This window comes from Pseudoxanthomonas sp. GM95, from assembly GCF_900109775.1.
Taxonomy (GTDB): Bacteria; Pseudomonadota; Gammaproteobacteria; order Xanthomonadales; family Xanthomonadaceae; genus Pseudoxanthomonas_A.
The window spans coordinates 22915-47605 of the sequence record NZ_FOAX01000003.1 but is presented as its reverse complement, the minus strand read 5'-3'; the positions used below and the strand labels follow the sequence as shown (position 1 = coordinate 47605).

Below are 24691 nucleotides of genomic sequence, written 5' to 3'. Positions count from 1 at the left end.
GTTCGCCGCTTCTCTAAAGGTAGAAGCTCAAGAGCTTTCGCGCCTGAAGGTGCGATTTCCTTTTGTCTTGGCAAAAGGAAGCAAAACCGTCTTCGCCGGACACTCGCCGTTGCTGCGCACCGGTGCCCTGTGCTCCTCGCCGGAAACGGCACGGCGCGGGAACTCGCTTCGCTCAGACACCCGCGCCTCTTCGGCCGTTTCCAGCGGTGCTCGGCTCGCTTTACGGCTCGGGTAGATCACAAGCTGAGCAACAGCAACAGCAACAGCAACAGCAACAGGCCGCGTGCTGGTGTAGCGGCTCGGGCTCACTGACGTGTTCGTTGCGCGCGTCGAGCCGCCGTGGGAATTGGAAGCATGGCGCGTTGCGGCGCGGGCGGCATGGTGTGCGCAAGTGCCGCCGGAGACGGTGGAGTGGAATGGTGATGCGCAGGGCAGTCTGATCGGCGGGCAGGACGTGGCGGCGCTGCCGGCCGTGCGCGAAGCGCCGCGGGTGTCTTCGGACTTCATGGCGCTGGCCAATGCGGTGCTGTGCCATCGCGATCCGCAGCGGCATGCGCTGTTGTATCGGCTGTTGTGGCGGATGGGGCAGGGCGAGCGCGGCTTGCTGGACCATGCCACCGATGCGGACGTGCATCGCGCCGAGGTGCTGGCCAAATCGGTGCGGCGCGATACACACAAGATGAAGGCCTTCGTGCGGTTTCGCGAGGTGCCGGGCGAGACCGAGGCGTTCGTGGCGTGGTTCGAGCCGGAACACTACATCGTCGATCGGGTGGCGCCGTTCTTCGCGCGGCGCTTTGCGGGCATGCGCTGGGCGATCCTGACGCCGTATCGCAGTGCGCACTGGGATGGCCATGCGCTGGCGTTCGGGCCGGGCGGCGTGCGCGCCGATGCGCCGGAGGACGACGCGCGCGAGTCGCTTTGGCGCACCTACTACGCCAACATCTTCAATCCGGCGCGGCTCAACCCCACGATGATGCGCTCGGAGATGCCGCAGAAATACTGGAAGCACCTGCCCGAGACGCAGCTGCTGCCCGAGCTGATCCAGAACGCCGGTGCGCGCGTGCGCGAGATGGCCGAGCGTGCCCCGGAACTGCCGCGCCGCCGCATTCCCGAAGCGCCAGCCGAGCCCGTGCTCACCGCCGACGATTCGCTCGATGCCGTGCGCGCTGCGGCAGCCGCCTGTCGGCGCTGCGAACTGTGGCAGCCGGCCACGCGCACCGTGTTCGGCGAGGGGCCGGACGACGCACGCGTGGTGCTGATGGGCGAGCAGCCCGGCGATGAGGAAGACCTGAGCGGGCGGCCGTTCGTCGGGCCGGCGGGCAAGCTGCTGGACCGCGTCCTGGCGGAACTGGGCATTGACCGTCGCACGTTGTACCTGACCAATGCGGTGAAGCATTTCCGCTTCGAGCAGCGCGGCAAGCGGCGCCTGCATCGCAACCCGACCAGCACGCAGGTGCAGGCCTGCCGGCCGTGGCTGCAGCAGGAACTGGCGCGGATCGACCCGCAGCTGATCGTGTGCCTGGGCGCCAATGCGGCACGCACGGTGCTGGGCGGCGACTTCCAGCTGATGGCGCAGCGTGGCCAGTGGCGCGTGATGGCTGAAGGCGCGCGTGCGCTGGCGACGCTGCATCCGTCGTGGGTGTTGCGTCAGCCGGAAGGCGAAGCGCGCCAGGCGGCGCTGGCCCTGTTCAAGAATGATCTCGCGTTGTTGGCGGCCGCATTGCCGCAGTAACGCGGTTCAGGGCGACAGGATGCGTCGCCAGACTTCGCCGATGACCTGCTCGGCGCGCGGCCAGTCCAGGCGTTCGTGCGCGGGCAACTGGCCATAACGCTGGTGGATGTCCGGCCACAGCGCGTCCAGGCGCTCGTGCGGGCGCAACAGGTAACTGTCGTAAGCGAACTTCAGCGTCGGCTCGGCCTGCGAGAACACCGGCCGCCCCTGCGGATACTGCGCGTAGAACGTGCGCCACCAGCGCAGTTCCTGGGTGATGTCCACCACGACGGCGCGTGCGCCACTGCTATCGGTCGTCGGCGTGCTGGCGTGCATGCGTCCCCGTGCCCCAAGAATCCCTGTGGCGTCCACTGTAGGAGCCGGTGCGGTGAAGCAGGCGTCAAGCGTCACAGGGCGACGCTGCAGCAGTGGCATTCACCCGGCCTGGACCAGCTCCAGCGAACCGGCCTGCGCGCCGACGCGCGCGCGCACTAGGCCCATGTCGCGCACCGGGCGCACTTCAATACAGCCCACCGCGGCCCACGGAAACGTGCGGGCGATGGCCTCGGCTTCGTCCAGGTCGGCGGCCTCGATCAGGTTGAAGCCGGCCAGCAGCTCCTTGGTCTCGGCGAACGGCCCGTCGACCACGCTGGTGCGGCCGTTGCGCACGCGGATCGAGCGGCCGGTGCTGGGCGCTTCCAGCTGTTGCGAACCCAATAGCACGCCTTCGCGCTTGAGCTGGTCGGCGTGCTCGAAGCAGCCACGCATCAGCCGGTCGTATTCGGCCGGGGGCAGGGCATCCACCAGTTCCTGGTCGGTGTTGATGAGTATCAAGAACTGCATGGCGGCTCCCGCATCGTGGCCTCGGTCAGGGCCGCATCATGCCCCAGAACCCGTCTCAGGCCCTGACACACTGCGCAATGGCGCGCCCCCTCGATCAATGACAGGTCGGAAAGTTTTCAGGCACGTGTCGATTCGCGCCCTGCCGGTTCGTCATGGTCATGCAAACCGGCGAAGATCCGCTTCACCGGCCATCCGCCTGCCAGGAGTCCTGCGATGAAAGTGATGGTGATCGTCAAGGCCAGTGCCGAGTCCGAGGCCGGCGTCATGCCGCCGACCGAGCTGCTGACCGCCATGGGCCGCTACAACGAAGACCTGGTCAATGCCGGGATCATGCTGGCCGGCGATGGCCTGCATCCCTCCAGCCGCGGTGCGCGGGTGCGCTTCGACGGCACGGAGCGCCGGGTCATCGATGGCCCGTTCGCCGAGACCAAGGAGCTGATCGCCGGCTTCTGGCTGTGGCAGGTGCGCTCGCTGGACGAGGCGATCGAATGGCTCAAGCGCGCGCCCTTCGATGGCGGCGTCGAGGTCGAGCTGCGCCCGGTCTTCGAGATGGAGGATTTCGGCGAGGCCATGACCCCTGAACTGCGCGAGCAGGAAACCCGCCTGCGCGAACGCACCACCGGCAATCCCTGAGTGTTTCTTTCCAAGGAGCGATGACATGCACGTGACCCCGTACCTGTTCTTCAACGGCAACTGCCGCGAGGCGATGGCCTTCTACGCCAAGACGCTCGGCGGCGAGGTCGTGGCGATGTTCACCGTGGGCGAAGCGCCGCCGGACGCGAAGATGCCGGGCATGCCCGACGATGCGGTGATGCACGCGATGGTGGTGGCCGGCGACGTGCGGCTGATGGCTTCCGATGCCTGCCCGCCGCAGGATTACAAGCCGCCGCACGGCATGACCGTCAGCCTGCACCCGGGCAGCGTGGAAGATGCCGAACGTATCTATGCCGCGCTGGCCGAGGGCGCGCAGGTGCAGATGCCGCTGGGCGAGACCTTCTGGTCCAAGCGCTTTGCCATGCTGACCGATCGCTACGGCACACCGTGGATGATCAACGTCGACGCCGAGCCGGCCTGAGGACGCGACGATGCCGCCCCAGATTTTCATCAACCTGCCCGTGCGCGACCTGTCGGCCGCCAAGGCCTTCTACACGGCGCTGGGCTACACGATCAATCCGCAGTTCACCAACGACGACGCGGCCTGCGTGGTCCTGAGCGACACGATCTACGTGATGCTGCTGGTGCATTCGTTCTTCCGCACGTTCACGCCGAAAGAGATCTGCGACACATCCACGCACACAGAAGCAATTATGTGCCTGTCGGCCGAGGACAAGGCCGGCGTGGATGCGCTGGTGGGCCGTGCGCTGCAGGCCGGCGGCGCCGAACCCAAGCCCACCCAGGACCTGTGTTTCATGTACGGGCGCAGCTTCACTGACCTGGACGGCCATCACTGGGAAGTGATGTGCATGCTCGGCGCGCCGCCGCACTGATCCACCCGTTCGATCCCATTCCGCAACGAAAGAGGACAGCCCCATGGCTTACGTCGATGCTTATGTGATCCCCCTGCCCAACGCCAACCTGGCCGCCTATCGCAAGATGGCGCGCCTGGGCGCCAAGCTTTGGATGGAACACGGCGCCCTGCAGTACATGGAGTGCATCGCCGACGACGTCAAACCCGGCAAGACCACCTCGTTCCCGCAGGCGGTGAAGGCCAAGCCCGGCGAGACGGTGGTGTTTTCCTACATCGTGTTCAAGTCGCGCGCGCATCGCGACAAGGTCAACAAGCTGGCCATGAACGACCCGCGCATGAGCGCGTGGGGACCGCACAACATGCCCTTCGACGGCAAGCGCATGTTCTGGGGCGGGTTCAAGCCGCTGGTGCAGGCATGAGGGTACGCGCATGAAGCTGGTGGTTGGCACGTTCCTCACCCTGGATGGCGTGGCCCAGGCGCCGGGCGGTCCGGAGGAGGATCGTCGCGGCGGCTTCGCACATGGCGGCTGGTCGGTGCCGTACTGGGACCAGACGATGATCGACGTGCAGGTCGCGTGGATCGATTCGTTGAGTGCACTGTTGTTGGGGCGCGGCACCTACGACATCTTCGCCGCGCACTGGCCGCATGTCGGCGATGACGATCCGATTGCCGCGCGCTTCAACCGCGTGCCCAAGCATGTGGCCAGTGGTTCGGCCCTGTCGCCTGCGTGGCAAGGCGCATCGCGGATCGAAGGCGATGTCGTCGAAGCCGTGCGCGCGCTCAAGGGGCAGCCGGGCCAGCAGCTGCAGGTCCACGGCAGCCTGGGCCTGGTGCAAACGCTGCTGCAGGCAGGGCTGGTGGACGAGCTACGGCTGTGGTGGTTTCCCGTGCTGTTGGGCCAGGGGCGCAAGCTGTTTGCCGAGGGTACGGTGCCGGCCGGGCTGGAACTGCTGGAGACGCTGCGCTTCGATACGGGCGTGGTGTTCCAGCATTACAAGGTGGGCGAAGCGCGCGGCTACGGTTCCTTCATGCTGGAAACTCCGCCGCCGGAAGAACTACAGCGGCGGCTGGGGCTGGAAGGCGCCTGATGGTCGCGCGCGGCGCCAGTGCAGCCGGATCGGGCGATGACGTCGCCGCCTTCATGGCGAACTGCACGCATCCGCTGCTTGCCGTGATCGAAGCGCTGCGAGTGCAGCTCAAGGCGCTCGATCCGACAGTCGGCGAGGCGATCAAATGGAATGCGCCGAGCTTCCATACGCGCGAGCATTTCGCCACGTTGCACCTGCGCGATCCCAGCGTGGTGCAGCTGATCCTGCATCGCGGCGCGAAGGCCCGCGCCGACGCGCTGCATGTCGATGATCCCGAAAGCCTGCTGACCTGGCTGGGGCCGGAGCGGGCGACGCTGAAGTTCGTCACGCTCGCGGAATTGCAGGCCAGGCAGTTGGCGCTGAACGCGGTGCTGCGCCAGTGGATCGCGCAGGTCTGATTGGTGCGCGCGGCGACACGGCTGCGGCGTGGTTGCGCCGGTCGCGAGCCGGTGGTTTGATCGCCGACCATGGCCGCCGACACCGCTCGCACCATCGACACGCTCTGGCGGATGGAATCGCCCAAGGTGATCGCCGTGCTCACGCGCATGCTGCGCGACGTGGACCTGGCCGAGGAATTGGCCCAGGACGCGCTCGTTGCCGCGCTGGAACACTGGCCGCGCGATGGCCTGCCCGACAATCCGGCCGCTTGGTGGATGGCCACCGCCAAACGCCGTGCCATCGACCGCCTACGCCAGCAGCAGCTGCACCAGCGCAAGCACGAACAGCTCGCCTACGAACTGGACGGCCAGGCCATGCCCGGGCCTGACAGTGATCGCCAGCTGGACGATGCGATCGGCGACGACCTGCTGCGGCTGGTGTTCATCGCCTGCCATCCGGTGTTGCCGGCCGAGTCGCGCGTCGCGTTGACCCTGCGCCTGCTGGGTGGCCTGTCCACCGACGAGATCGCGCGTGCCTTCCTCCAGCCCGAAGCCACCGTGGCCCAGCGCATCGTCCGCGCCAAGCGCACCCTGGCGCAGAAGCAGATCGCTTACGAAGCGCCGCGTCGTGAGGAGCTGCCCGAGCGGCTGGATGCGGTGCTGGAAGTGATCTACCTGATCTTCAACGAAGGCTACTCGGCCACCGCCGGCGAGGACTGGATGCGTCCGGCGCTGTGTGCCGAAGCGCTGCGCTTGGGCCGCGTGCTGGCGGGCCTGATGCCGGGCGAGCCCGAAGTGTTCGGACTGCTGGCGCTGATGGAATTGCAGGCCTCGCGCACCGCCGCGCGTACCGCACCCGATGGCAGCCCGATCCTGCTGGAAGCGCAGCAACGCGCCCGCTGGGACCGGCTGCAGATCAGCCGCGGCCTGGCGGCACTGGAACGCGCCGTACGCCTGGGCGGCGGCAGCGAGCCCTATGCGCTGCAGGCCGCGATTGCTGCCTGCCATGCACGCGCGCTGCGCAGCGAAGACACCGATTGGCGACACATCGCTGCGCTCTACGGCTTGCTGGCGAGGGTGCTGCCTTCGCCCGTGGTACAGCTCAATCGCGCCGTCGCGCTGGGCCGCGCCGAAGGTGCCCAGGCCGGCCTGGCGTTGGCCGACACGCTGCTCGAAGAAGCCGCCCTGCGCGATTACCCCGCATTGCCAGCTGTACGCGGCGATCTGCTGGAACGCCTCGGCCGCCGCGCCGAAGCCCGCGCCTGTTTCGAACACGCCGCCACCCTGACCCGCAACGCCCGCGAAGCCGCGCAGATGCAGGCGCGCGCCGCCGCCTGCGCAGACGAAGGGCGCGCCTGAAGGCTTGCGAGGCGAACGCTCGCGCACCTCGAAGTGCATGGCCATGCACTTCGAGGAGGTGAGCCACCACGATGAGAATCGCGTGGCCGCGATATCGAGGCGGGATCTCACCATCGAGTGCCGCTAAGGCGTGTGACCAGAGGATCGCAATGGAAGTGAGCGCTCCAGAAGCGGGCAATGCTCCTGCGAGCGGCCATGATGCGATCCGGTCTTCCATCAGCTGCTCGCCTCCGTCTCCTGCGGCGACCACGCATTTGCTTCAGCTGAGCGCCCGGCTCTAAACACTCGCCGACACTGTCGCCACGCGCTAGCGCAGTGCGATTGGTGCGTCGCCTGCTTGCAGCGCTGCTTCAAGCAAGGGTTTACCGGCGCCCTGCAGCCAGGCGTCGAAGGATGTGAGCGCACCGAACTCCGCTTGCAGCGCCTGAATGTCAGCGTGGCCCGAAAGACGGCCGTCGTCGAATAGCTCGGCGAGGCGCCCGAGGAACACGTTCTCTTGCAGCAAGGCATTCGGGAATCGGCTGTAATGAATGGGATGGCCGATCGCGGCGCTGAGGCTTTGCTGCAGGCTGTGACCGGTGATCGTGTCGCCAGCGATCTCAAAGGTTTTACCTGCGTACCGGTCTGGCGCAGCGAAGATCCCTGCCACGATCTTTCCGATGTCCTGAACTGCAATGAGCTGGGCAGCCTGTTCGGGACGAACGAACGAGACGTAGTGGCCCTTGTCCAGGCCCATCCCGGGCAGCATCAGGAGCTCCATGAATCCAGCGGGTCGGATGATGGTGGCCTTGAGGCGCAGGCCGCGGATATGCGCTTCGATCTTCGACTTGCTATCGAAGTGACCCATGCCCGTTTGCTGTTCGCCGGCGGCATTGACCGAGGTGTACACCAGGTGCTGCACTCCTGAAGCAACAGCGAGGTCGGCAATCGCACAGCCGTAGCGGATTTCGTCCTCATCCGACACGTTGTAGGCCGCGCCCTGTCCCGAGCTTGGCTGTACGCTGAATACGCCATATGCGCCTTCCATTGCACGCTCGATGGATTCCTCATCAGCGAGGTCGCCGGCTCGCACGTCGACGCCAGTTGCAGCCAACGCCTGAGCGCCGCTGCTGCTTGGGTCGCGAACCAAGGCACGCACCTTCCAGCCCGCGTTGACCAGCGCGTGGGCGACCGCGCCGCCTTGTTGGCCGGTCGCGCCGAAGACCAGCACGATCCTGTCATGGACTGCCGGGCCGTTGATTTCAGGGATGGTGTCTGAAGCGTGCATGGGAGACCTCGTGATTGAAGGGTCTCCGATGGTATACATTGTATCCCTGCATTCAATTACGCACCTTAAGGCTACCAAGGAGCCTGGAGTATCCCTTCCGTGTCCAACCCCGATGAGCAGGCATTTGAAGTCAACAGGATGGTGCTTGAAGAGATCACGACCAAGTGGTCGCTACCCGTATTGGCTTGCTTGTGCAGCGGACCGATGCGATTCAATGCATTGCGACGCGCCAATGGAAGTGCCACGCAGAAAGCACTGACCCAGTGCCTGCGTAGGTTGGAGGGAAGTGGCTTCATCTTGCGGACGGTGGTCAGCACCTCGCCAGTGGCTGTGGTCTACGAAATCTCGCCACTTGGCCGTTCGCTTGAGCCGCACTTGCGCGCCCTGATGGGCTGGGCAGAGGCGCATCGAGAAGAGGTGCTCGCGGCGAAGCGCTTGCAGGCTGAAAAAATGTCGGCACCTGGATAGTGGGCCTTCAAGCGAGCAATCGCCAACGCGCCTTCAATGGGTCTATAGCTGCATCAGGAGTAGGCGCTGTTCGCGGTGCGGAAGACCTTGGACATGGCAGTTCCTGGCCGCTAGCCGTCAAAAGCCATGACGTAGTCGCGGTGTGGTTGAGCTCGTTTCCGCGCAGTTCGATAGATCGCTCGCCCGCTTTACAACCGCTTCTGCTGTGGGACATCGGCGGTGTCCAGAAGTGCGTGGATCTTCCTCGACAATTGCTCGAAGGTGAAGGGCTTGCCGAGCAGGTGCACGTCATCCCGGAGCACGCCGCTGAGCAGGACGTCGTCGCGTGTATGGCCGCTGGTGAACAGCACCTTGAGGTCTGGGTATCGCTTTCGGGCTTCTGCGGCGAGCTGCGGTCCATTGACGTCGGGCATCACCACGTCGGTAAACAGAAGCGCCACGTCCGGATGCTGGTCCAGCGTTTCCAGCGCCGATGCCGCACCGTCGCAGGCGATCACCTGGTAGCCGAGGGCGAGCAACGCCTCGCAGGAGAATTCCCTGACGACAGGCTCGTCATCCACGACCAGGATCAGGGCCTGCTGGGTCGACTTGGCGTGAACGGCTTGGAGCGTGGGTTGATCGACCTGGTCCACCGTCAGGGCCAGGCGCGGCAGGTGGATCGTGACGGTGGTGCCGCGCCCGGGCTCGGACGCGATGCGCACGTGTCCCGCGCACTGGCTGACAAACCCGTACACCTGGGACAGCCCAAGCCCCGTGCCTTGGCCGACCTTCTTGGTCGTGAAGAACGGATCGAAGGCCTTGGCCATCACCTCCGGCGTCATGCCGGCGCCGGTATCGGACACTTCGATCGTGACGTACTGCCCGGCGGGCAGTTCCGAGGACGCCACGTGCGCATCCCCGCGGAGATCGGCATTGGCGATCCGGATCGTGAGCGTCCCGCCATGTTCCATGGCGTCACGTGCATTGACCGCCAAGTTCAGCACCGCATTTTCCAGCTGGTTCGCATCGGTATGCACCCACCACGCGTGGGGCGCCTGGATGATCTCCAGGCTGACGGATTTCCCAAGCGAATGGGTAAGAAGGTCGGACATGTCGCCGAGCAGCCTGTTCACATCGACCGGCGCGGGCTGGAGCGGCTGCTGCCTTGAAAACGCCAGCAAGCGCTGCGTCAGCTGCGCCGCGCGACGTGCGCCCTCCAGCGCCATGTTGATGAAGCGCCTTGCGCGCGGATCGCTGTCGCCGATGCTGATGTCGAGCATGTCCAGCGGGCCGATGATCGTGGTCAGCATGTTGTTGAAGTCATGCGCGATGCCGCCGGTGAGCTGGCCGACGGCCTCCATCTTCTGGCTCTGCCGGAGCGCTTCCTCGATGCGGATGCGTTCGGCGACTTCGGCACGCACCCGGGTTTCCAGGCGCTCGTTCAGTTCGCGCAGGCGCGCCTCGTCCGCCTTCCGCGTCGTGACATCCACGGCAACACCGAGCACCCGCGTGCACACGCCGGCTTCGAACAGGCCGCGGCCCTTGGCGGCAACCCAGCGCACGATGCCATCTTCCTTGCCGACGGTCCGATACTCCACGTCGTAGAGCGCGCGTCGATCCGGATCTGCGGCCGCGGCGAAGGCGGCGCTGGTGTGCGCCCGGTCGTCGGGATGCAGGCCGTTGTAGAAATCGCGCATCGACACGTCGACGTGCGGCGATATCCCGAACATCGCCTTGGTCCTGGCTGGCCAGATCAGGACATCCTGGATCATGTCGACATCCCAGAAGCCCATGTCGCCGGCGTCGGTGGCCAGGCGGAGTCGCTCTTCCCGATCGGCAAGTGCCGCTTCCGCCGCCTTGCGCGCGGAAAGATCCTGCATCGCGCCGATCATGCGCACTGGCGCGCCGCTGCCGTCGCGCAGCACCGTGCCGCGGTCCAGCACCGTGGCGAAGCTGCCATCCTCGCGGCGGAACCGATACTCGCCTTGCCAGGCCGAGCCGGCGCCATCGATCACGCCGTGGATGTCGGTCTCGATACGTGCGCGATCATCGGGATGGATGTGGTCAAGCCACCATTGCGCGGTGCTGCTGGTGAAGGCATGCCCGAACAGGGTGGTCAGTGCCTCGTTCCAGATCACATGGCCATCGTCCATGCGCCAGTCCCAGATGGCGTCGTTGGTGGCATGGGCCGCGAGTCGATAGCGCTCTTCGATCTCGTGGTGGCGGGCTTCGGCCAACCGACGCTCGGTGACATCCAGCGAGGTCCCGATCAGGCCGACGACCTGACCTTCGGCGTCACGCAGCGGGGCCTTGGTGGACAGCCAGTAGGCATGCCGTCCATCCGGGAAACTGACTTCCTCTTCAAGCTGCTCGGCCCGGCCGCTGCGCATGATGCGCTCGTCGGTCGCCATCACCGCCGCAGCCTGCTCCGGATCGGCCAGCAGTTCGGCATCGGTGCGGCCGACGTAGTCCTCTGGTGGCAGGCCAATGAGCTCACTGGTGCCGCGGTTCCCGATCAGCAGGCGCCCCTGTCGGTCCTTGGCGTAGACCACGCCCGGTGCCGCGTCGATGAAGGAGCGCAGCAGCGCCTGCGCCTGGTCGCGCTCTGCTTCGGTACGCCGACGATCGTCGATATCGATGACGACGCCAGGAAACGCCACCGCGCGACCGCTCGGATCCAGGTCGACCCGGCCGACCGCTTCAAACCAGCGGTACGTCCCACCGGCGCCGCGCACCCGGTACTCGTGGGCGTAGCGGCCACCACGCGCGAGCGCCGCTTCAATCGCCTGGGACAGGCCGGGGCGGTCGTCTGGGTGGACGACCGCCATGATCTGCTCGACACGCATCTCGCCCTTGGCGATCGCAGGATCGATCCCGAAAGCCTTGGCAAGCGCATGGTCGATGGTCAGGCTGTCCCGGGCCACGTCCCAGATCCACGTTCCGACGATCGCGCCGGCCGCAAGCGCAAGCCTGACGCGATCGGCGTCCTGTCCGGCTTCAGAAAGCGAAAGGGGAGGAGCGTTCATCGGGTGGTTGCTCGATTGGCCAGGACAGCGCGCGATACAGGCGGATGGATCGAGGGGATCCAGGTCGATCCCGGCCATCTCAGCCCAGGCGATCCGGGCATAGTTTGGCGCGCCCCCGCAGCGGGAGCCAGCCCCGGAAAGGCGCTTGAAATCGTCTGCTGGAGGGTGGAAGCGCACGGCCATACGCCCTGGCATGGCGCAGCCACACACTCGGATCAGCGTCGATGGATGGCCGGCCGCTTCCAACACCGCGGAGGCCGCCTGGCTGCCGCTGTTCAACGCACCCGTCGGGATGAAGTCCGTGGCTCGGTCGCTTCCTTCCACCTGCGCGGCGGGCTCACACCGAGGCGGACGCAGCGTCGCATCCGGGACGTTGCCGGGCGCTGCCGGGTCCTTCAGGCTATGCCGTCCTGTCTGGCTGGGCCGCGGCAGGTATCGCCTTGAAGGAGCCACCGTGATTCCGTTCCGCCCCGTCGTTGTGCTGTTGCTGCTGGTCGCGTCCTGCGCTGCGCTGTCATCCCATGCGCGTGCGGAAGCGCCCTCGGCGCCGATCCCGGTGATCGTGGACAGCGATTTCGGCGGGGATATCGATGATGCCTTCGCGATGTCGCTGTTGCTGGCCTCGCCGCAGTTCAAGCCGCTGCTGATCAGCGCCAGCTCCGGCGATGCGGTGCTGCGCGGCAAGCTGTTGAAGCAGTTCCTGGCGCGCACCGGTCACGCCGGCATCCCGCTGGTGGTCGGCCCGTCCACGCCGGACAGGAGCGGCATGTCGCAGGCCGACTGGCTGGCGCCGTCCGCCGCGCCGGAAGCGCCTTTGCCCGATGCCGCGCCGGCGATCATCGCCGCGCTCAGGGCCGCGCCGGAAGGCACGGTCACCCTGATCGCATTGGGCCCGCTGACTACCATCGGTGCGGCGATCCAGCGTGATCCCAAGGCCTTCAAGCGGCTCAAGCGCGTGGTGCTGATGTCCGGCTCGATCTACAAGGGCTACGGCCCGACCGCCGGCACCACCAAGGACACGCCCAGCAAGGAAACCAATGCCGCCGGTGATCCGGCCGCGCTGCGTGCGTTGTTGGCTTCGGGCGTGCCGGTGGACCTGCTGCCGCTGGATGCCACCGAGGTCGCGCTGCCGGCGGAGTTGCAGGCACGCCTGTTCGCGGCCAGGACCGTCTATGCCACGCCGCTGCGTGAGCTGTACGGGGAATGGGCGCCGCGCAGCATGTGGGGCACGGTGCCGACGCTGTTCGACGTGGTGCCGGTCGCGCGCCTGCTGGACCCGGCCGTGTGCACGCCCAAGCCGCTGCACGTGGCGGTGGACGAGGACGGCATGACCCGGCCAGTGGCCGGCAAGCCCAACGCTGGCGTGTGCCTGGACGTGGATCGCGCCCGCGTGCTCGACCTGATGGCCCGCCGCTTGGCGCCGGCGCCGTGACGCCCGCCTACGGCCGCTGCGTCACCCTGTGTGCGTCGCTGCCGTGCGCGGCGCGCCCGACTTCATGTTGTCCAGAGGAATTCGCATGACCCCGGCCATTTCCGTCAAAGGCCTCACCAAGACCTACGACTCAGGTTTCCAAGCGCTCAAGGGCGTAGACCTGGAGATCCAGCGCGGCGAGATCTTCGCGCTGCTCGGGCCCAACGGCGCGGGCAAGACCACGCTGATCAGCATCCTGTGCGGCATCGTGCGGCCGGGCGAGGGCACGGTGACCATCGAAGGTTGCGATGTGGTGCGCGACTATCGCGCCGCGCGCAGCCAGGTCGGGCTGGTGCCGCAGGAGCTGGCGACCGAAGCGTTCGAGACCGTGTGGGCCGCGGTGCGTTTTTCGCGCGGGTTGTTCGGCAAGCCGGCCGATCCGGCGCTGCTGGAGCGCGTGCTGCGCGACCTGTCGCTGTGGGACAAGCGCGACAGCAAGATCATGGCGCTGTCCGGTGGCATGAAGCGGCGCGTGCTGATTGCCAAGGCGCTGGCGCACGAACCCAAGGTGCTGTTCCTGGACGAACCCACCGCAGGCGTCGACGTGGAACTGCGCCATGACATGTGGAACCTGGTGCGCGCGCTGCGCGACCGCGGCACCACCGTCGTGCTGACCACGCACTACATCGAGGAGGCCGAGGAAATGGCCGACCGCATCGGCGTGATCACCGGTGGCAAGCTGGTGCTGGTCGAGGACAAGACCACGCTGATGACCAAGCTGGGCAAGAAGCAGCTGGCGCTCACGCTGCAACAGCCGCTGCAGGCGATTCCGGCCGAACTGTCCGACCTCAGCCTGGAGCTGCAGGCCGGCGGCACCCAGCTGGTCTACACCTTCGACGTGCAGGCCGAGGAAACCGGCATCGCCGCGCTGCTCAAGCGCCTTGGCGAGCTGGGCATCGACTTCAAGGACCTGCATTCCTCGCAGTCTTCGCTGGAAGACATCTTCGTCAACCTGGTGCGGGAGGCGCGCGCATGAACCTCGGCCTGAACTGGCATGCGGTGGCCGCGATCTACCGCTTCGAAATGGCGCGCACCTTCCGCACCATCACCCAGTCGATCGCCTCGCCGGTGTTGTCGACCTCGCTGTATTTCGTGGTGTTCGGCGCGGCCATCGGCTCGCGCATGGGCGATGTGGAAGGCGTGTCCTACGGCGCCTTCATCATCCCGGGCCTGATCATGCTGTCGTTGCTCAACGAGAGCATTTCCAATGCGTCCTTCGGCATCTACATGCCCAAGTGGTCGGGCACGATCTATGAACTGCTGTCGGCGCCGGTGTCGTTCGTGGAGGTGGTGCTGGGCTACGTGGGCGCGGCGGCGAGCAAGTCGCTGATGCTCGGCCTGTTGATCCTGGTCACGGCGCGGATCTTCGTGCCGTACGAGATCCAGCATCCGGTGTGGATGGTGGCCTTCCTGCTGCTGACCGCGCTGACCTTCTCGCTGTTCGGTTTCATCATCGGGCTGTGGGCCGACGACTTCCAGAAACTGCAGGTGATCCCACTGATGGTGGTCACCCCGCTGACCTTCCTGGGCGGCGCGTTCTACTCGGTGTCGATGCTGCCGCCGGTGTGGCAGAAGATCACCCTGTTCAACCCGGTGGTGTACCTGATCAGCGGCTTCCGCTGGAGCTTCTTCGGGCTGGCCGACGTGGACGTGGGCGTGAGCCTGGCGGCGATCCTTGGGTTCCTGCTGCTGTGCCTGGTGGTGATCTGGGCGATGTTCCGCACCGGCTGGAAGATCAAGACCTGACGCGATCGCATCGGCCAGGCGGCCGTCCGATCAGCGTGGGGTCCATGTCGGTCTGGTAAGTTCCCCGGTATGCATTCGATCGAAATCGTCCTGGCCATGCTGCTGGCGGTGGCCGCCAGCGGCTTCCTGGTCCGCGTCCTGCCCATCACCCTGCCGTTGCCGCTGGTCCAGATCGGCCTGGGCGCGGTGATCTCCATCTTCAACCGCGGCGTGGACCTGGACCCGGAGCTGTTTTTCCTCCTGTTCCTGCCGCCGCTGCTGTTCCTCGATGGCTGGCGGATTCCCAAGCAGGGGCTGTTCCGCGACAAGGGCGTGATCCTGGAACTGGCGCTGGGCTTGGTGGTGTTCACCGTGGTCGGCGCCGGCTTCCTGATCCACTGGATGATCCCGGCGATGCCGCTGGCGGTGGCCTTCGCGCTGGCGGCGATTATCTCGCCGACCGATCCGGTGGCGGTGTCCTCGATCGCCGCGCGCGCGCCGATTCCCAAACGCCTGCTGCACATCCTGGAAGGCGAGTCGTTGCTCAACGACGCGTCCGGCCTGGTCTGCTTCCAGTTCGCCGTGGCCGCGGCGATGACCGGCGCGTTCTCGCTGGCCAACGCGTCGGTGACTTTCTTGTGGGTGGCGCTGGCCGGCGCGGCCTGCGGCGTGGGCGTGACCTATGCGGTCAATATCCTGCAGCGCTGGATCGCCCGTCATTTCGGTGAGGAGGGCGGTTCGTCGATCCTGGTGAGCCTGTTGATCCCGTTCGCCGCCTACGTGCTGGCCGAAGTGGTGCACGCCTCGGGCATCCTGGCCGCCGTCGCCGCCGGCATCACCATGAGCTACGTGGAGCTGTCCGGCCGCGCCGCGGCCAGCGTGCGCATCCAGCGCACGGCGGTGTGGGACATGGTCCAGTTCACCCTCAACGGCATCGTCTTCACCCTGCTGGGCGAGCAGCTGCCGGGCATCCTGCGCAACGCGATGCGCAGCGTGGACGAGTCGGGCCACCTGGACCCGTGGTGGCTGGCGATCTACGTCGGCGCGATCAGCCTGGGCCTGATGCTGCTGCGCTTTTTGTGGGTATGGGTGTCGCTGCGTTTCAGCATCCTCAAGGCGCGCGCGCGCGGCGAGACCCGGGCCAGCCCCAACTGGCGGATCATCGTGGCCACCTCGCTGGCCGGCGTGCGCGGCGCGATCACCCTGGCCGGCGTGCTGACGTTGCCGCTGGCGCTGAGCGACGGCACGCCGTTCCCGGCGCGCGATCTGGCGATCTTCCTGGCCGCGGCGGTGATCATGGTGTCGTTGCTGGTGGCGGCGATCGGCCTGCCGTTCCTGCTCAAGGGCCTGCACGTGCCCGAGGAATCGGACGAGCAGCACGAGGAAGACCTGGCCCGCAAATCCGCCGCGCGCGCTGCGCTGGTAGCCGTGGAAGGCGAGCGCCAGAAGCTGGCCGCCACCTCCGACCTGGTCGAGGACGGTGAGCTGTTCACCGCCTGCGCCGAGCGCGTCAGCCAGCTCTACCAGCGCCATGTGGACCGCCTTGGCGGTGAGGCCGATATCGCGCCGGAGCAGGCGCGCCGGATCGAACAGGTCGAACGCCAGATGCGCCTGGCCGGCCTGCGCGCCGAACGCGCCGAACTGTTCCGCCTGGCCCGCGAGCGCAAGATCTCCGATGAGGTCTCGCGCAAGCTGGTGCGCAACCTGGACCTGCTGGAAACCCGCCAGCGCTAGGCGCTGCGGCCGTGTTGCAGCGCACGTTGCGAGTCGCCGCGCGCCCCTGCTAGTTTCGCCGCGCCCGCAACGGGCACGGGGGACCACGGATGAAGCACACAGGGATGCGGCTGGCGGCCGGGCTGTTGGCGTGGCTGGCGATGTGGCCGGCGCTGGCACAGGTGGATGTGGACGCGTTCCTCAAGCGCGACCGCTATGAGCAGATCAAGATTTCGCTCAGCGGCGAGTTCTACGCGGTGACCATGCCGCTGGAAGACCGCACCGTGCTGGTGATCATCCGGCGCAGCGACCAGCAGCCGACCGCCAAGGTCGTGGGCGGGGAGAACTCGCGCGTCGGCGGCTTCTGGTGGGTCAACGACACCCGTGTGGTGGTGGCGATGGATCAACAAATGGGCAGCCGCGCCCAGCCCTACGCCACGGGCGAACTGCACGCGGTCAATGCCGACGGCAGCGGCGGCATCCTGCTGTCCAGCCCGTACGGCATCAACGACGACACCAGCGGCGCCGGGCATATCCGCCTGCAGTACGAGAGCGCGGTGTATATGTTTGACACCATTCCGGGCGATGATCGCAACGTGCTGGTGTCGACCTCGCCGGTCGACCAGAGCGACCCGATCACCCGCGTCGAACGCCTGGACGTCTACAACCGGCGCCGCGCCACGATCGCCACCGCGCCGGTGCGCAATGCCAGCTTCACCACCGACGTGCAGGGCCAGGTGCGCTTTGCCCAGGGCAGCGGCCGCGACAACGTGAGCAAGCTCTATTACCGCGAAGGCCGCGGCCAGGACTGGCGCCTGATCAACGACGAAGCGCAGAGCCACGTCGTCGTCAGCGCGTTGGGCTTCGCCGAGGACGGTCGCACCGCTTACCTGCGCAGTGAACACACAGAGGGTCCGGACAGCATCGTGTCCTGGAACGCCGATACCGGCGTGCGCACCGAATTTTTGCGTGATGCGGTGGTCGATCCCTCGGGCGTGATCTGGACGGCCGATGTGCGCCGGCCGATCGGCGCGCGCTTCACCCAGGCGCGCACGGTCAGCCGCTACTTCACGCCGGCCGAGCCGGCGGCGGTGTTCCAGCGCTCGCTGGAAAAGGCGTTCCCCAACGAGGCGATCGCGGTCACCTCGGCCACGCGCGATGGCAGCCTGGCCGTGGTGCAGGCGTGGAGCGACACCAACAACGGCGACTTCTACCTCTACAACACCAAGACCAAGGCGGCCGACGGCATCTACAGCCTGCGCACCTGGTTCGACCCGGCCAAGGTGCCGCCGATGCGCGAGATCAGCTTCAAGGCGCGCGACGGGCTGGAACTGCATGGCTATCTCACCGTGCCGGCCGGCAGCAGCGGCAAGGGCCTGCCGCTGGTGATCAATCCGCATGGCGGGCCGTTCGGGATCTCCGACACCTGGGACTTCGACGACGACACCCAGCTGCTGGCCGCGGCGGGCTACGCGGTGCTGCGCGTCAACTATCGCGGCTCCGGCCAGTACGGCCGCGCGTTCCAGCAGGCGGGCGCGCGGCAGTGGGGCAGGGCGATGCAGGACGACCTCACCGACGCGACCCAGTGGGCGATCGCGCAGGGCATCGCCGATCCCGCCAGGATCTGCATCTACGGCGCCAGCTACGGCGGCTATGCCGCACTGATGGGCGTGGCGCGCGAACCGGCGCTGTATCGCTGCGCGGTCGGCTATGTCGGCGTCTACGACCTGCCGCGCATGGTCAGCGACGGCAACAGCGATGGCGCGTCCATCAAGACCTGGCTCCACGAATGGGTCGGCGACAAGGACGCGCTGGCGGAGGTCTCACCCGTGAACCTGGCCGACCGCATCAAGGTGCCGGTGTTCCTGGCCTCGGGCGGCAAGGACACGCGCGCACCGCCGGTACACACCGAGCGGATGGAAAAAGCGTTGAAGCGCGCCGGCGTGCCGGTCGAAACCCTGTACTACGCCGACGAAGGCCATGGCTACTTCGCCGATGCGCACCGGCGCGAGTATGACCGCCGCTTGCTTGCGTTCCTGGCCACGCATCTGGGCGGCCAGACCGCGAAATAATCAGTGCGGCGGCGGCTTGCGCGCCGCCTCCGGCCGGGATCAGGCGGCCGGCGTCTTGAAGTACGGCTCGACGTTGCCCTTGATCTTCATCGTCATCGGCTGGCCGCGACGGTCCAGCGACTTGCCCACCTGCACGCGGATCCAGCCTTCGGAGACGCTGTATTCCTCGACGTTGTCGCGCTCGGTGCCGTTGAAACGCACGCCCACGCCGCGATCCAGGGCGGCCTGGTCGTGGAAGCGGTTGCCGGGATCGACGGACAGGCGGTCGGGAGGGGTATCGCTCATCGTGGCGGATCTGCTGGAAATACGAGGGCGCACAGGATAAAGGCCGCATCGCCGGGATGCATCTGCCTCGCGTCCTGGCCCGTGCCGGCCAACGAAAACAGGCAGCCACATCGGCTGCCTGTCGGGGTTGCCAGGGCGGGCCGTCAGCCGGCCAAGCCCACGCTTACGGCATCAGGACCGTATCGACCACGTGGATCACACCGTTGGACTGCATCACATCGGCCGTGGTGACCTTGGCCATGCCGCCCTTGGCGTCGGTCAATACGATGGACTGGCCTTGCATGCTCGCCGTCAGGTTCTCGCCCTGCACGGTCTTGAGCATGGCCTTGCCGCCACCGGCCTTGATCTTGGCCGCCAGCGCCATGGAATCCACCTTGCCCGCCACCACGTGATAGGTCAGCACCTTGGTCAGGTCGGCTTTCATCGAGGGCTGCAGCAGCTTGTCCACCGTCCCGGCGGGGAGCTTGTCGAACGCGGCATTGGTGGGTGCAAAGACCGTGAACGGGCCGGGCCCTTTCAGGGTTTCGACCAGTCCAGCGGCTTTGACGGCCGCAACCAGGGTGGTGTGGTCCTTGGACTGCATCGCGTTGTCGATGATGTCCTTGCTGGCGTACATGGGCGCGCCGCCGACCATCGGGTTCTCATGCTGGGCCATGCCGTGGTCGGTCATGGGGGCTTTCTGCGTGACCTGGGCCATCGCGGCCTGGGTGCCGGCGGCAGCCGACAGGCCCAGCAAAAGGGACAGGGCGAGCTTGGTGATCTTCATGTGGAACTCCTTCAGGGTGTTGCGTTGAGTGCGGGGGAAGCCTTCCGGCACCGCATCTGCTGCGCCATCGACCCTCTTACGCCCGAAGCGCGGGCGCAGATGCATCACGTGGTTTTCACGATTTGCGCGCGGCGCTTTCAAACCGCGTGATCGCACGCCATGCTTTGCGCCTCTTTCTGCTGCGCCTGTGTCCCCGTCATGTCCCTGCCTGACAACACTGCCGATTACGAAGACGACTTCGATCCGTTCGACCCGGACGAGACCGACGCGCCGGAGGCGCTGGCCTGGAACCTGCTGGTGATGATCAATCCCGGCGACGAGGAAACCGCGCTGCGCCAGTTCGACTTGCTGCGCGAGCGCCTGGCGGCCGGTACCGACGAGCCGCTGCCGTGGATGCTGCGCGACATCGTGGACTGGACCTCGGGGTTCTTCGTCATGCCTGACGATGTCGACGGCGCACTGGAGGCGATGGACGAACTGGCTGCGCGCTTCGGCCTGCAGGTCGAGTGGGGCGGCGACCGCGACGACGATGATTTCATGGGCGCGCTGGATGTGCCTTCGGTGCTGTCCATCGCTTACGACAGCCTGCGTCCGCACGGCTACACGCTGTGGTGCTGGAACGCCGATTCGGACGGCTACGGCGGCTGGATGGCGCTGCGCCGCGACGATGACGGCATGCGCGCGCTGTCGCAGGTCCTGGGCTTCGAGCTGCGTCCGGGCAACGAAGCCAGCTGAGCGCAACGGCGCGCGCCGCTCAAGGCGCCAGGCCGCGACCCTGCGCCTTGGCCACCGCGATCACCGCGCGCACCTGGGCGCGGTCGCGATGCCGCGAAATGCCGACTGCGCCCAATGCCAGCGCCTGCAGGCGCATGTCGGTCGTGACGTCGTAGTGCGCACCGCTGGTCTTGTCCTGGAAGGCGCGGCGCGGCAGGCCCAGGCGCGCGGCGAACGCGTGCAGTTCGTCCAGCGTATCGGCCATCAGGTGCGCCCAGCGCTGCCCGCGCCAGGCGATCACCGCATCGTCCACATACACCGCCATCGCAGCTCGCCGGTTGAACCAGAAGCGCGAGTATCGCGCAGCGCGTAAGGCGCCGGCCAATGCAAGGGCCTGCGCGCGACCTTCCGGTCTTGGCTGTGACCGAACCTGCAGCTTTACGCGCGCTGCGCGAATCATTGACGTGTGGCTAACCGCGCAGTCGCCACGGTGCGTGATTGCAGCGGCATCCTGCCGCGGGAGGACTCCATGCTTCAGCTACGCCTGCTGGCCGCCACCCTGGCCCTGGCCGCGCCGCTCGGCGCGTTCGCCGCCGAATCGATCCAGGACCGTTTCCGCAGCATGGATTCCAACCACGACGGACGCGTCAGCGCCGAGGAACACACTGCTGCGGCGCAGAAGATGTTCAAGCAGCTCGATGTCGACCTGGATGGCCGCGTCACCGTCGAAGAGATGCGCCTGACCCGCAAGGCCATGGAGGAACCGGCCAGCGAAGAAGAAGCGCGCCAGGCGATCGCGGCGATGGATCGCAACGGCGACGGCAAGGTGGATGCTGAAGAACACCTGGCCGCGGCCGACGCGCTGTTCAAGCGCGCCGACGCCAACGCCGATGGCTTCGTGACCGAGGATGAGCTGCAGCAGGCGGCAGGCCCGGCGGCGAACTAGAGAGACATGCCATGCGCGGCGTTCGTGGAGGCTCGCGCGCAACGACCGTAACCCGGCGACTGTCAGGCTCGCGGCGTTCTGAGCGATGATGGGGTACTGGCGTATCGGATCGAATGCGCCCTTCGACTGGTCTTCGCCTCATGCCCCAAGCCTGCCGTGTCGTTCTCTCTGCACTTGTCCTGACGCTGGTCGCAGGCGCGGCGTGGGCGCAGAGTTCGCAGGACAGGTTCCGCAAGCTCGACACCAACAACGATGGGCTGGTGGATGACGACGAATACGATGCCGGCGCACGGGCATCCTTCGCGCTGTTGGACACCAATCACGATGGCTGGGTGACGCTGGACGAACTGCGCGCCGCGCAGGACCCCAACGCGGGCGGGATCGGCGCCGATGGCCTGGCGCGCAAGCAGCTGGCCACGATGGACCTCAACTACGACAACCTGATCAGCGAAGACGAGTTCGTCGCCTTCGCCAACCAGTCCAAATCCAGCTACGACAAGAACGGCGACGGTCGCCTCACCAGCGACGACTTTGGGCCGCGCTGAGCGCGGCCCCCACGCGCGTTTAGGCGGCCTGGGCAAGCTGCGCTTCGGCGCCGCCGCGATGCAGTGGATCCGGCAGGGCCTTGCCCGCTTCGGTGAAGGACAACGAGACCGAATTGAGGCAATGGCGTTCGTAGGTCGGCGGCGGGCCGTCGGGGAACACGTGGCCCAGATGGCTGTCGCAGCGGGCGCAGGTGATCTCGGTGCGGATCATGCCGTAGCTGGTATCGCGGATGGTGCGCACGTGCGCGGCATCGACCGGCTTGAAGAAGCTCGGCCAGCCGGTGCCGGATTCGAACTTGGCACTCGAAGCGAACAGCGGCAGCCCGCACAGACGGCAGGTGTAGACGCCCTCCAGCTTGTTGTCCAGGAACGCCCCGCAGAACGGCGCCTCGGTCCCGTGCTGCAGCAGCACGTGGCGTTCTTCGTCGCTGAGGCCGGCGATGAGCGCGGCGCGCTGGGCGGTGTCGGGCGGGGAGAGGTCGAACTGGCTCATGGCGTCGTCCTGGGCAAGGAAGGGGATGCGAAAAAGATCGGGGCGCGCCGGGCCGGGTTCAACGGCCGGGCGCGCCCCGGTCATGCAGCGCCTGGGCAGGCGTTACGGATTGCTGCTGAGTGCGCGCTTGTTGAGCTCGCGGTGGGTCCAGTCGTCGATCATCCGCTTCTCGAAACGCAGCGGGTCGCTGTCCATCGGGCGCGCGCCCATCAGGTAGCTCATGTCGGTGAGCTTGCGCTGGCCTTCGTCGACCACGCGGCCATCGGCATCGCGCAGGGTGTAGTCGAAGGTCATCCGCGGCGGATAGATGTCTTTCATGATCCGGATATGGTCGGCCGACGGGCCATGCCAGGGCTCGTACTCGCCAGCGCGGTCCATGTCGGTGAAGCGCACGTCCAGGGTCTGGCCGGGCTGCAGGTCCTTGGTGGCTTCCTTGCGCATGTAGGCGGCCAGGTCGTAGACCCAGTTGCCGCGCTGGGCCTCCCAGCGGTTGGTGCTGTTGCGGATGTCGCTGAACTGGGCCGGATCGGTCCACGAGACCGACACCGGGCCGTCGCTGGGCAACGCCCGCGGCAGGTTGGGATCGGTGACGTTGCGGACCGCGGCCAGGGCCGGCGCGCTGGCCAGCGCGAGCACGGCGATGAGAGCGAGATGGGTGCGTTGCATGGCGGTTTCCCCGTCTGTGAGGAGTGATGGCGTCGATGCTACGCCCGCCCCGGTGAATGCGCACTGCGCGCGTTGGCGGCGTTTCGGCGCGGTTGGGGCAGGCGTGACACGCGGTGTCGGTGCGCTACGATGCGGGCACCATTTCCCATCGAGCGTCACGATGCGTCTTTTCGTCCAGCGTGCCGCTTTCGCCCTGATGCTGACGGCCTGTGTGGGCCCGGCCATGCAGGCCCATGCCGCCCCCAAGGAACCCGTCATGCACCACGCCACCGGCACGTTCGAAGTGAAGATGCAGCCCCAGGGCGAGGTCGGCCAGGCCGGCAGCGACGGCAACAGTCTTGGCCGGATGTCGCTGGACAAGACCTTCAGCGGCGACCTGGTCGGCACCGGCAGTGGCGAGATGCTGGCCGCGCGTTCCTCCGTGCCCACCTCGGCGTCGTACGTGGCGATCGAACGGGTGACCGGCACCCTCGACGGCAAGGCCGGGACCTTCGTCCTGGTCCACCGCGGCGTGATGCGCGGCGAGACCCAGCAGCTGGAAGTGACTATTTCGCCAGAATCGGGCACCGGCGCCCTGGCCGGCATTGCCGGCAAGCTCGGCATCCGCATCGAAGGCGGCAAGCACTACTACGACCTGGATTACACGCTGCCCGCAGCGCCGTAAACGCGCCGGCGCCCGTCACGGCGCCTCAACGCGGTCGCTTCGCACACTCGCAGGCCCAGCGGCGCATCCCGCGCGGCACGTGCGGAGCGCCTGCCATGGCCCGTCCCATCTGGACCGGAACTCTCACCTTCGGCCTGCTCAACGTGCCGGTGTCGCTGATGTCGGGCGAGCGCAAGGTGGACCTGCATTTCCGCATGCTGGATTCGCGCGACAAGTCGCCGATCCGCTTCGAGCGCGTCAACGCCGAGACCGGCGAGGAAGTGCCGTGGAAGGACATCGTCAAGGCGTTCGAGTACGACAAGGGCAACTACGTCGTGGTCGAGGAGGAGGACATCAAGTCCGCTGCGCCGGAGAGCCATGAGTCGGTCGAGGTGGAGACCTTTGTCGATGCGGCCGAGATCGACATCCGCTACTACGAAAAGCCCTACATTCTGGTGCCCGGCAAGAAGGCCGAAAAAGGCTATGTGCTGCTGCGCGAAACCCTGCGAGACACCGGCCAGGTCGGCATCGCGCGTGTGGTGATCCGCACGCGCCAGTACCTGTGCGCGGTGATGCCGCAGGGCGATGCGCTGGTGCTGATGCTGCTGCGCTATCCGCAGGAGCTGGTCGCGCCCGACGAATACAAGCTGCCGGCCGGCAATACCGGCGATTACCGGGTCACGGCCAAGGAAAAGGAGATGGCGCGCAAGCTGATCCAGTCCATGCGCGGTGACTGGAATCCGGAGGATTACCACGACGAATTCCGCGAGCGCCTGCAGGCCATCATCAGCAAGCGGATCAAGGCCAAGGGTGCGACTGCGCGGGTAGAAGAGCCGGCGCACGAGCGCGAAGGCGAGGCGACCAACGTGGTCGACTTCATGGCGCTGCTGCAGAAGTCGCTAGGCGAGAACAAGCGCACGCCCGCAAAAAAAACCGCGGGCAAGGCCGGCGCGAAGAAAGCGCCCGCCAAGAAGGCGGCCAAGAAATCTCCCGCGAAGAAGGCCACCAAGAAATCAGCGACCAAAAAGGCCGCGAAAAAGGCGCCGCTGCGCAAGGCGGGCTGAA

Annotated in this window: 29 protein-coding genes; 19 read left to right on the top strand and 10 right to left on the bottom strand. The window is 66.8% G+C overall.

Annotation, left to right across the window (positions count from 1 at the left end; genetic code table 11):
- Positions 1 to 27: 27 nt before the first annotated feature.
- Entirely contained in the window at positions 28 to 309 is a 282-nt protein-coding gene (locus BMZ17_RS21180; RefSeq protein ID WP_175485627.1) for a hypothetical protein, read from the bottom strand.
- A 4-nt stretch (positions 310 to 313) separates the two neighbouring features.
- On the opposite strand from BMZ17_RS21180, the gene BMZ17_RS15135 reads away from it, so the two are divergent.
- Entirely contained in the window at positions 314 to 1732 is a 1419-nt protein-coding gene (locus BMZ17_RS15135) for a UdgX family uracil-DNA binding protein (RefSeq protein WP_093140088.1), read from the top strand.
- 6 nt (positions 1733 to 1738) lie between these two features.
- Here the strand turns inward: BMZ17_RS15135 and BMZ17_RS15130 are convergent, their stop codons facing one another.
- A complete protein-coding gene (locus tag BMZ17_RS15130) occupies positions 1739 to 2047 on the bottom strand; it encodes a hypothetical protein (RefSeq protein WP_093140085.1) in 309 nt (102 codons plus the stop codon).
- 99 nt (positions 2048 to 2146) lie between these two features.
- Positions 2147 to 2554 (bottom strand): YciI family protein, encoded by a 408-nt coding sequence (locus tag BMZ17_RS15125; RefSeq protein WP_093140082.1) that lies wholly within the window; start codon positions 2552 to 2554, stop codon positions 2147 to 2149.
- Positions 2555 to 2767: 213 nt separating this feature from the next.
- Here BMZ17_RS15125 and BMZ17_RS15120 point away from each other — a divergent pair, with 213 nt between their 5' ends.
- The 7 genes from BMZ17_RS15120 to BMZ17_RS15090 all read left to right on the top strand — a co-directional run bounded on the left by BMZ17_RS15120 (position 2768) and on the right by BMZ17_RS15090 (position 6847).
- Positions 2768 to 3187, top strand: a complete 420-nt coding sequence (locus BMZ17_RS15120; RefSeq protein WP_093140078.1) for a YciI family protein — start codon at positions 2768 to 2770, stop codon at positions 3185 to 3187.
- A 25-nt stretch (positions 3188 to 3212) separates the two neighbouring features.
- Complete coding sequence (locus tag BMZ17_RS15115; protein ID WP_093140075.1) at positions 3213 to 3629, top strand: VOC family protein; 417 nt, start codon at positions 3213 to 3215, stop codon at positions 3627 to 3629.
- A 10-nt stretch (positions 3630 to 3639) separates the two neighbouring features.
- A complete protein-coding gene (locus tag BMZ17_RS15110) occupies positions 3640 to 4041 on the top strand; it encodes a VOC family protein (RefSeq protein WP_093140072.1) in 402 nt (133 codons plus the stop codon).
- A 43-nt stretch (positions 4042 to 4084) separates the two neighbouring features.
- Complete coding sequence (locus BMZ17_RS15105) at positions 4085 to 4441, top strand: DUF1428 domain-containing protein (RefSeq protein WP_093140068.1); 357 nt, start codon at positions 4085 to 4087, stop codon at positions 4439 to 4441.
- 10 nt (positions 4442 to 4451) lie between these two features.
- Positions 4452 to 5111 carry a dihydrofolate reductase family protein gene (locus BMZ17_RS15100; RefSeq protein ID WP_093140064.1) on the top strand — a complete coding sequence of 220 codons (660 nt, stop codon included), beginning with the start codon at positions 4452 to 4454 and terminating at the stop codon, positions 5109 to 5111.
- A complete protein-coding gene (locus BMZ17_RS15095; protein WP_093140060.1) occupies positions 5111 to 5509 on the top strand; it encodes a DUF1801 domain-containing protein in 399 nt (132 codons plus the stop codon). Before BMZ17_RS15100 ends, BMZ17_RS15095 begins: the two co-directional genes overlap by 1 nt.
- A gap of 69 nt (positions 5510 to 5578) precedes the next feature.
- Complete coding sequence (locus BMZ17_RS15090) at positions 5579 to 6847, top strand: RNA polymerase sigma factor (RefSeq protein ID WP_093140057.1); 1269 nt, start codon at positions 5579 to 5581, stop codon at positions 6845 to 6847.
- Positions 6848 to 7154: 307 nt separating this feature from the next.
- Here BMZ17_RS15090 and BMZ17_RS15085 read toward each other — a convergent pair whose 3' ends face one another.
- Positions 7155 to 8114, bottom strand: a complete 960-nt coding sequence (locus tag BMZ17_RS15085; protein ID WP_093140054.1) for an NmrA/HSCARG family protein — start codon at positions 8112 to 8114, stop codon at positions 7155 to 7157.
- Positions 8115 to 8213: 99 nt separating this feature from the next.
- On the opposite strand from BMZ17_RS15085, the gene BMZ17_RS15080 reads away from it, so the two are divergent.
- Positions 8214 to 8582 (top strand): winged helix-turn-helix transcriptional regulator, encoded by a 369-nt coding sequence (locus BMZ17_RS15080; protein WP_254775363.1) that lies wholly within the window; start codon positions 8214 to 8216, stop codon positions 8580 to 8582.
- 188 nt (positions 8583 to 8770) lie between these two features.
- Here the strand turns inward: BMZ17_RS15080 and BMZ17_RS15075 are convergent, their stop codons facing one another.
- A complete protein-coding gene (locus BMZ17_RS15075) occupies positions 8771 to 11866 on the bottom strand; it encodes a PAS domain-containing protein (RefSeq protein WP_254775362.1) in 3096 nt (1031 codons plus the stop codon).
- 175 nt (positions 11867 to 12041) lie between these two features.
- Here BMZ17_RS15075 and BMZ17_RS15070 point away from each other — a divergent pair, with 175 nt between their 5' ends.
- The 5 genes from BMZ17_RS15070 to BMZ17_RS15050 all read left to right on the top strand — a co-directional run bounded on the left by BMZ17_RS15070 (position 12042) and on the right by BMZ17_RS15050 (position 18568).
- Positions 12042 to 13019: a nucleoside hydrolase gene (locus BMZ17_RS15070; protein WP_175485626.1), complete on the top strand. Its 978-nt coding sequence runs from the start codon at positions 12042 to 12044 to the stop codon at positions 13017 to 13019.
- Between the two features lie 85 nt (positions 13020 to 13104).
- On the top strand, positions 13105 to 14034 hold the full coding sequence (locus BMZ17_RS15065) for an ABC transporter ATP-binding protein (RefSeq protein WP_093140042.1): 930 nt from the start codon (positions 13105 to 13107) through the stop codon (positions 14032 to 14034).
- Positions 14035 to 14042: 8 nt separating this feature from the next.
- On the top strand, positions 14043 to 14804 hold the full coding sequence (locus BMZ17_RS15060; protein ID WP_093142157.1) for an ABC transporter permease: 762 nt from the start codon (positions 14043 to 14045) through the stop codon (positions 14802 to 14804).
- A gap of 69 nt (positions 14805 to 14873) precedes the next feature.
- A complete protein-coding gene (locus tag BMZ17_RS15055) occupies positions 14874 to 16517 on the top strand; it encodes a Na+/H+ antiporter (protein WP_093140039.1) in 1644 nt (547 codons plus the stop codon).
- A 104-nt stretch (positions 16518 to 16621) separates the two neighbouring features.
- A complete protein-coding gene (locus BMZ17_RS15050) occupies positions 16622 to 18568 on the top strand; it encodes an alpha/beta hydrolase family protein (protein WP_093140036.1) in 1947 nt (648 codons plus the stop codon).
- 39 nt (positions 18569 to 18607) lie between these two features.
- Here BMZ17_RS15050 and BMZ17_RS15045 read toward each other — a convergent pair whose 3' ends face one another.
- Positions 18608 to 18853, bottom strand: a complete 246-nt coding sequence (locus tag BMZ17_RS15045) for a DUF3297 family protein (RefSeq protein WP_093140033.1) — start codon at positions 18851 to 18853, stop codon at positions 18608 to 18610.
- A gap of 163 nt (positions 18854 to 19016) precedes the next feature.
- The gene (locus BMZ17_RS15040) at positions 19017 to 19523 is read right to left on the bottom strand and encodes a fasciclin domain-containing protein (RefSeq protein ID WP_254775432.1); all 507 of its coding nucleotides are present in this window, start codon (positions 19521 to 19523) and stop codon (positions 19017 to 19019) included.
- A gap of 300 nt (positions 19524 to 19823) precedes the next feature.
- On the opposite strand from BMZ17_RS15040, the gene BMZ17_RS15035 reads away from it, so the two are divergent.
- Entirely contained in the window at positions 19824 to 20354 is a 531-nt protein-coding gene (locus BMZ17_RS15035; RefSeq protein ID WP_093142154.1) for a DUF6630 family protein, read from the top strand.
- Between the two features lie 19 nt (positions 20355 to 20373).
- Here BMZ17_RS15035 and BMZ17_RS15030 read toward each other — a convergent pair whose 3' ends face one another.
- On the bottom strand, positions 20374 to 20658 hold the full coding sequence (locus BMZ17_RS15030) for a DUF4031 domain-containing protein (RefSeq protein ID WP_093140027.1): 285 nt from the start codon (positions 20656 to 20658) through the stop codon (positions 20374 to 20376).
- Between the two features lie 204 nt (positions 20659 to 20862).
- Between BMZ17_RS15030 and BMZ17_RS15025 the strand changes: the two genes are divergently transcribed.
- Both BMZ17_RS15025 and BMZ17_RS15020 read left to right on the top strand, forming a co-directional pair.
- Entirely contained in the window at positions 20863 to 21279 is a 417-nt protein-coding gene (locus tag BMZ17_RS15025; protein WP_093140023.1) for an EF-hand domain-containing protein, read from the top strand.
- Between the two features lie 140 nt (positions 21280 to 21419).
- Positions 21420 to 21824, top strand: a complete 405-nt coding sequence (locus BMZ17_RS15020) for an EF-hand domain-containing protein (protein WP_093140020.1) — start codon at positions 21420 to 21422, stop codon at positions 21822 to 21824.
- Between the two features lie 19 nt (positions 21825 to 21843).
- Here BMZ17_RS15020 and msrB read toward each other — a convergent pair whose 3' ends face one another.
- Entirely contained in the window at positions 21844 to 22317 is a 474-nt protein-coding gene (gene msrB / locus BMZ17_RS15015) for a peptide-methionine (R)-S-oxide reductase MsrB (RefSeq protein WP_093140017.1), read from the bottom strand.
- A 102-nt stretch (positions 22318 to 22419) separates the two neighbouring features.
- A complete protein-coding gene (locus BMZ17_RS15010) occupies positions 22420 to 22983 on the bottom strand; it encodes a DUF3016 domain-containing protein (RefSeq protein ID WP_093140014.1) in 564 nt (187 codons plus the stop codon).
- 160 nt (positions 22984 to 23143) lie between these two features.
- Between BMZ17_RS15010 and BMZ17_RS15005 the strand changes: the two genes are divergently transcribed.
- Together BMZ17_RS15005 and BMZ17_RS15000 are read left to right on the top strand one after the other, a co-directional pair.
- Positions 23144 to 23647 carry a DUF3224 domain-containing protein gene (locus tag BMZ17_RS15005; protein ID WP_254775361.1) on the top strand — a complete coding sequence of 168 codons (504 nt, stop codon included), beginning with the start codon at positions 23144 to 23146 and terminating at the stop codon, positions 23645 to 23647.
- Positions 23648 to 23742: 95 nt separating this feature from the next.
- Complete coding sequence (locus BMZ17_RS15000) at positions 23743 to 24690, top strand: non-homologous end joining protein Ku (protein ID WP_093140011.1); 948 nt, start codon at positions 23743 to 23745, stop codon at positions 24688 to 24690.
- The last annotated feature ends 1 nt before the right edge of the window (position 24691 follow it).

What these genes read in the sequence shown, in the direction of transcription:
- BMZ17_RS15130 (WP_093140085.1), bottom strand. Translation starts at nt 2,047, where the DNA reads ATGCACGCCAGCACGCCGACGACCGATAGCAGTGGCGCACGCGCCGTC.
- BMZ17_RS15125 (WP_093140082.1), bottom strand. Translation starts at nt 2,554, where the DNA reads ATGCAGTTCTTGATACTCATCAACACCGACCAGGAACTGGTGGATGCC.
- BMZ17_RS15120 (WP_093140078.1), top strand. Translation starts at nt 2,768, where the DNA reads ATGAAAGTGATGGTGATCGTCAAGGCCAGTGCCGAGTCCGAGGCCGGC.
- BMZ17_RS15115 (WP_093140075.1), top strand. Translation starts at nt 3,213, where the DNA reads ATGCACGTGACCCCGTACCTGTTCTTCAACGGCAACTGCCGCGAGGCG.
- BMZ17_RS15110 (WP_093140072.1), top strand. Translation starts at nt 3,640, where the DNA reads ATGCCGCCCCAGATTTTCATCAACCTGCCCGTGCGCGACCTGTCGGCC.
- BMZ17_RS15105 (WP_093140068.1), top strand. Translation starts at nt 4,085, where the DNA reads ATGGCTTACGTCGATGCTTATGTGATCCCCCTGCCCAACGCCAACCTG.
- BMZ17_RS15100 (WP_093140064.1), top strand. Translation starts at nt 4,452, where the DNA reads ATGAAGCTGGTGGTTGGCACGTTCCTCACCCTGGATGGCGTGGCCCAG.
- BMZ17_RS15095 (WP_093140060.1), top strand. Translation starts at nt 5,111, where the DNA reads ATGGTCGCGCGCGGCGCCAGTGCAGCCGGATCGGGCGATGACGTCGCC.
- BMZ17_RS15090 (WP_093140057.1), top strand. Translation starts at nt 5,579, where the DNA reads ATGGCCGCCGACACCGCTCGCACCATCGACACGCTCTGGCGGATGGAA.
- BMZ17_RS15085 (WP_093140054.1), bottom strand. Translation starts at nt 8,114, where the DNA reads ATGCACGCTTCAGACACCATCCCTGAAATCAACGGCCCGGCAGTCCAT.
- BMZ17_RS15065 (WP_093140042.1), top strand. Translation starts at nt 13,105, where the DNA reads ATGACCCCGGCCATTTCCGTCAAAGGCCTCACCAAGACCTACGACTCA.
- BMZ17_RS15055 (WP_093140039.1), top strand. Translation starts at nt 14,874, where the DNA reads ATGCATTCGATCGAAATCGTCCTGGCCATGCTGCTGGCGGTGGCCGCC.
- BMZ17_RS15050 (WP_093140036.1), top strand. Translation starts at nt 16,622, where the DNA reads ATGCGGCTGGCGGCCGGGCTGTTGGCGTGGCTGGCGATGTGGCCGGCG.
- BMZ17_RS15045 (WP_093140033.1), bottom strand. Translation starts at nt 18,853, where the DNA reads ATGAGCGATACCCCTCCCGACCGCCTGTCCGTCGATCCCGGCAACCGC.
- BMZ17_RS15040 (WP_254775432.1), bottom strand. Translation starts at nt 19,523, where the DNA reads ATGACCGACCACGGCATGGCCCAGCATGAGAACCCGATGGTCGGCGGC.
- BMZ17_RS15030 (WP_093140027.1), bottom strand. Translation starts at nt 20,658, where the DNA reads ATGGCGGTGTATGTGGACGATGCGGTGATCGCCTGGCGCGGGCAGCGC.
- BMZ17_RS15025 (WP_093140023.1), top strand. Translation starts at nt 20,863, where the DNA reads ATGCTTCAGCTACGCCTGCTGGCCGCCACCCTGGCCCTGGCCGCGCCG.
- BMZ17_RS15020 (WP_093140020.1), top strand. Translation starts at nt 21,420, where the DNA reads ATGCCCCAAGCCTGCCGTGTCGTTCTCTCTGCACTTGTCCTGACGCTG.
- msrB (WP_093140017.1), bottom strand. Translation starts at nt 22,317, where the DNA reads ATGAGCCAGTTCGACCTCTCCCCGCCCGACACCGCCCAGCGCGCCGCG.
- BMZ17_RS15010 (WP_093140014.1), bottom strand. Translation starts at nt 22,983, where the DNA reads ATGCAACGCACCCATCTCGCTCTCATCGCCGTGCTCGCGCTGGCCAGC.
- BMZ17_RS15005 (WP_254775361.1), top strand. Translation starts at nt 23,144, where the DNA reads ATGCGTCTTTTCGTCCAGCGTGCCGCTTTCGCCCTGATGCTGACGGCC.
- BMZ17_RS15000 (WP_093140011.1), top strand. Translation starts at nt 23,743, where the DNA reads ATGGCCCGTCCCATCTGGACCGGAACTCTCACCTTCGGCCTGCTCAAC.